This window comes from uncultured Corynebacterium sp., assembly GCF_947253065.1.
Classification (GTDB): Bacteria; Actinomycetota; Actinomycetes; order Mycobacteriales; family Mycobacteriaceae; genus Corynebacterium.
In genome coordinates, this window is the sequence record NZ_CAMXWS010000070.1 from 1 (window position 1) to 4,642 (window position 4,642).

Below are 4,642 nucleotides of genomic sequence, written 5' to 3' on the forward strand. Positions count from 1 at the left end.
CTACTAGGATTGACCGGAACCTAGGAAACGTTGCAACGAACGCTAGAATCCGCCCTTTTCCTAAGTTCTAGGGATCGTTGCGCGCGAAGTCGCTGCCAAGGAGACCGCGGTAGTCACTGTTGGTGCAATCCATGCCGGAACACAATCAAATATCATCGCCGACTCGGCTGAGCTACTCATCAATACACGCGCTTACAGCACTGAAGTCAGTGAGCACCTGAAAGAAGCGATCGAGCGCATCGTGCGCGCCGAGTGCGTCGCCGCCCGCAGTCCCCGTGAGCCAGAGTTCACGTACTATGACCGCTACCCTCTCACCGATAATGATGAGGCCCCCACGGACACCGTCCGTCGGGCTTTCGATGCGTATTTCGGCGAGCAGTCGTGCGATTTGGATGCAGTTCCCGCCTCTGAGGATTTCTCGATCATCCCCGATGAGCTTGGCGCCACTCTTGACCGTGGAGCAGAAGCAATCGTCGTGGCTGCATCAGCATGGCTGAGCACCTATTCATAACAGAGAAAACCGCCCGGAACTTCTCGTTCCGGGCGGTCAGTCTTTCGCTGTTACGCGACGCTTGATTAGCGGGCAGTGTCGTTCAGCGGATTCTGAACCCAGGACATCATGTCACGAAGCTGCGCACCGGTCTTCTCGATCGGGTGCTCGGAAATCTCTGCACGCAGACCCTCGAGCTCCTTGTTGCCACCTTCAACGTTGGCAATCAAGCGGCGGGTGAACTCGCCGGACTGAATATCCTTGAGAACCTCACGCATGCGATCCTTCGCACCAGCGTCAACAACGCGCGGGCCGGAGAGGTAGCCACCGAACTCAGCGGTGTCAGACACCGAGTAGTTCATGTTGGCAATGCCGCCTTCGTAGATGAGGTCGACGATGAGCTTCATCTCGTGCAGGCACTCGAAGTAGGCCATCTCCGGCTCGTAGCCAGCCTCGGTGAGGACCTCGAAGCCGTTCTTGATCAGCTCTTCCAGGCCACCACACAGGACTGCCTGCTCACCGAACAGGTCGGTGACGGTCTCTGCCTCGAAGGTGGTCGGGATGACACCAGCGCGTGCGCCGCCAATTGCTGCCGCGTAGGACAGAGCCAGCTCACGGCCATTGCCCTTCGGGTCCTGCTCAACAGCGATCAAGCACGGAACACCCTTGCCGTCGGCGAAGGTACGACGGACCAGGTGGCCCGGGCCCTTCGGTGCGACCATGCCAACGGTGATGTTGTCAGCCGGCTCGATGAGCTTGAAGTGGATATTCAGACCGTGGCCGAAGAACAGTGCGTCACCGTCATTCAGGTTCGGCTCGATGTCCTTCTTAAAGATTTCGGCCTGGGAGGTATCCGGGGCCAGCAGCATGATCAGGTCTGCCCATGCGGCAGCCTCAGCGTTGGTCTTGACCTCGAAGCCAGCTTCGCGTGCCTTCTCAGCGGACTTGGAGCCCTCGCGGAGACCAACAACAACCTCAACGCCAGCCTCGCGCAGGTTCTGCGCGTGTGCGTGACCCTGAGAACCGTAACCGATAATCGCGACCTTACGGTCCTGGATGATGGACAGGTCGGCGTCATCGTCGTAGAAAACTTCAATTGCCATGAGCTAAACACTCACCTTTCTGTTCATTTACGAGGAGTCGCAGCCCCTCGATGATCTTGAGCGTTGAGAGTACGTGTCCCGCATAATGGGCGACAGGTTTCACTATACGGGACAGTGTGCTCTCTGTGTGGAAAAGGGGGTCTTATTTGGAGGGAGCCATCGTCTTCGGTCCACGGTTCAGCGCGACGCGGCCCGACTGCACCAACTCGCGGATCCCGAACGGCTCGAGCACATCCAAGAAAGCACTCAGCTTGCTCGATGTACCAGTTGCTTCGATCACCACAGAATCCGGTGCAACATCCACGATCCGAGCACGGAAAATATTCGCGGCATCGACGACCTGCGGGCGGTTACCGTTATTGGCATTGACCTTCACCAGCATCAGGGAACGAGCAATCGTCTGATCTTCTTCCAGGCGCACGACCTTGATCACCTGAATCAACTTGTTCAGCTGCTTGGTGATCTGCTCGACAGCATGCTCGGAAGCATCAACGACCACGGTGAGGCGGTTGATCCCCGGTGTCTCAGTCTTCGCGGATGCCAGCGAGACGAGGTTGAAGCCACGACGGGTGAACATCGCAGTCACGCGGGTGATGATGCCGTCTACATCTTCCACCAGTACGGACAAAACGCTGCGGGTGACGTCTGTGTAGATCTCGTTGTTATTCAGCATTACTTCTCCTCCGCTTCAGCCGCTGCTCCGGCCTCGTTGTCGGCCTTGGACTCGGCCACGGTTTCGTGGATATCGGCTGGGGATTCGCCGGCGGACATGTCTTCGTCGAAAAGCGGGCGCAGATCGCGCGCGTACTGGATCTCCGAATTCGAGCTGCCAGCGGAAATCATCGGCCACACCTGGGAATCCTCACCGACGACAAAGTCGATGACCACTGGGCGGTCGTTGATCTCACGAGCGCGTTTGATGGCAGGCAGAACCTCTTCTTCCTTGGTCACGCGGATCGCCTCAGCGCCCAATGCGCCAGCGAGTGCGAGGAAGTCCGGAATGTAGGTCTCATCCTGGTGCAGCTTCGTGTGCGAGTAGTGTCCCTCGTAGAACAGGGTCTGCCACTGACGGACCATGCCCAGGTTGCCGTTGTTGATCAAAGCGACCTTGAACGGGAAGCCTTCAACCGCAGCGGTGGTGATTTCCTGGTTGGTCATCTGGAAGCAACCGTCACCGTCAATCGCCCACACTTCCTTGTCCGGACATGCAGCCTTGGCGCCGAGTGCAGCCGGAATGGAGTAACCCATCGTGCCCAGACCACCAGAGTTGAGCCACGTGCGTGGATTCTCAAAATCGAGGAACTGAGCCGACCACATCTGGTGCTGGCCGACACCTGCGACGTAGATCGCCTCCGGACCTGCCTCCTTCGACAAGGTTTCGATGACGAACTGCGGGGACAGGCTGCCATCTGCGTTCTTTTCGTAGCCGCGTGGGAAGCGCTGCTTCATGTCGCCGAGGTAGTCCATCCACTCGTCGATCTTCGGAGCAGAAACCTTCTTGCCCTTCTTGAACGGCTCGGCGAGCTGGCTCAGAACTTCCTTTGCATCGCCGACGATCGGAACATCCGCATGGCGAATCTTGCCGATCTCTGCCGGATCCACATCCGCGTGAATCACCTTGGCATCGGGGGCGAAGTGCTCGGGATCGCCGGTCACACGATCGTCAAAACGCGCGCCGATGGTGATCAACAAATCAGCCTTCTGCAGCGCAGCAACAGCCGGAACGGTACCGTGCATGCCCGGCATACCCATGTTCAGCGGGTGATGCGTCGGGAATGCACCCAAAGCCATCAGGGTGGTCACGACAGGCACACCAGTGAGCTCCGCGAACTTCAACAGTTCTGCTGAAGCATCCGCCTTAATCACACCACCGCCGGCGTAGATCACCGGGCGCTCAGCCTGGGCAATCATCTTCGCAGCGGAAGAAATCTGGCGGCCGTGCGGCATCGTGGTCGGCTTGTAGCCCGGCAAGTCAACGACCGGTGGCCAGTGGAAGTCGATCTCAGCGTTCTGGACATCCTTCGGAAAATCCACCAGGACCGGGCCAGGGCGGCCGGTACTTGCGAGGTGGAATGCCTCAGCGAGTGCCTGCGGAATCTGCTCAGCATCGGTCACCATGATGCTGTGCTTCGTAATCGGCATCGTGATACCGCGGATATCAGCTTCCTGGAATGCATCGGTACCCAGAAGCGGTGTACCGACCTGACCGGTAATTGCCACGATTGGCACCGAATCTAAGTATGCGTCAGCCAATGCGGTAACCAGGTTGGTTGCACCCGGACCTGAGGTAGCCAAGCACACGCCGACCTTGCCAGACGCCAGGGCATAACCTTCAGCGGCGTGACCGCCACCCTGCTCATGGCGGACGAGGACGTGGCGCAGTTTCTCGGCGGCAAACAGTGCGTCGTAAAGCGGGAGGACCGCTCCGCCTGGAATGCCGAAAACGATCTCTGTGCCCAGCTCTTCAAGGCTGCGGACAATCGCTTCCGCGCCTGTCATCCGTTCCGCCTGTTTCTTTTGTGACCCTGCCACTATTCTCCGAACTCCTTTGGTGAGTTTTCAGCACTCTGGGTGATCTACGACAAGCGCCCCCGCTCTTCAACCTGAGGCGGGGGCGCTTGTCCTTTCGACTTCTACGTAGACGAGTGTGTCGCACGTTGGCCAAGCGCCGTGCGAATTACTGCTACTAGGTCGATCAAGATCATGCCTAAATCATACACATCTCTAAGGATTCATAACGGAAATACGGATAATCTATTTTTGCTATGCCTTTCACTCTGATCCTCGAACAATTCTGGCGGTGGCTCGCGGACACCGGCATCAATCTCGCTCTCCTTATTGTCTTGGCGTTGCTGGTGCCTCGTGCCGGCCGCCTGGCTAACCGGTATGTAGAGCGCCAAGTCGCGAATTCCAAGGACCCGGACGAAGGAAAGTCATCCCTGGCAATCGCTGGTGTGATGATTTACATCGGCGAATTGCTGGCGTACTTCCTGATCCTCGTCTTCTTCCTGCAGCAAGTCGGCTTCTCGCTGGCTGGCGCAGCAATCCC

General features: G+C 58.1%; 3 protein-coding genes and 2 pseudogenes. 2 read left to right on the top strand and 3 right to left on the bottom strand.

The genetic code is table 11. From position 1 onward, the window contains the following. Positions 1-73: 73 nt before the first annotated feature. A pseudogene (locus tag Q0X21_RS10000) lies at positions 74-511 on the top strand (peptidase dimerization domain-containing protein); the annotation flags it as partial. 65 nt (positions 512-576) lie between these two features. Here Q0X21_RS10000 and ilvC read toward each other — a convergent pair. The 3 genes from ilvC to Q0X21_RS10015 all read right to left on the bottom strand — a co-directional run bounded on the left by ilvC (position 577) and on the right by Q0X21_RS10015 (position 4,125). After that, positions 577-1,593, bottom strand: a complete 1,017-nt coding sequence (ilvC, locus tag Q0X21_RS10005; protein WP_297851730.1) for a ketol-acid reductoisomerase — start codon at positions 1,591-1,593, stop codon at positions 577-579. Positions 1,594-1,735: 142 nt separating this feature from the next. Continuing rightward, positions 1,736-2,266 (bottom strand): acetolactate synthase small subunit, encoded by a 531-nt coding sequence (gene ilvN, locus Q0X21_RS10010; protein ID WP_297851731.1) that lies wholly within the window; start codon positions 2,264-2,266, stop codon positions 1,736-1,738. Then, positions 2,266-4,125 carry an acetolactate synthase large subunit gene (locus Q0X21_RS10015; protein ID WP_297851732.1) on the bottom strand — a complete coding sequence of 620 codons (1,860 nt, stop codon included), beginning with the start codon at positions 4,123-4,125 and terminating at the stop codon, positions 2,266-2,268. Before Q0X21_RS10015 ends, ilvN begins: the two co-directional genes overlap by 1 nt. A gap of 233 nt (positions 4,126-4,358) precedes the next feature. On the opposite strand from Q0X21_RS10015, the pseudogene Q0X21_RS10020 reads away from it, so the two are divergent. Further along, positions 4,359-4,642, top strand: a pseudogene (locus Q0X21_RS10020) (small-conductance mechanosensitive channel); the annotation flags it as partial.

Coding starts and splice junctions, on each gene's coding strand:
- ilvC (WP_297851730.1), bottom strand. CDS start 1,593: ATGGCAATTGAAGTTTTCTACGACGATGACGCCGACCTGTCCATCATC.
- ilvN (WP_297851731.1), bottom strand. CDS start 2,266: ATGCTGAATAACAACGAGATCTACACAGACGTCACCCGCAGCGTTTTG.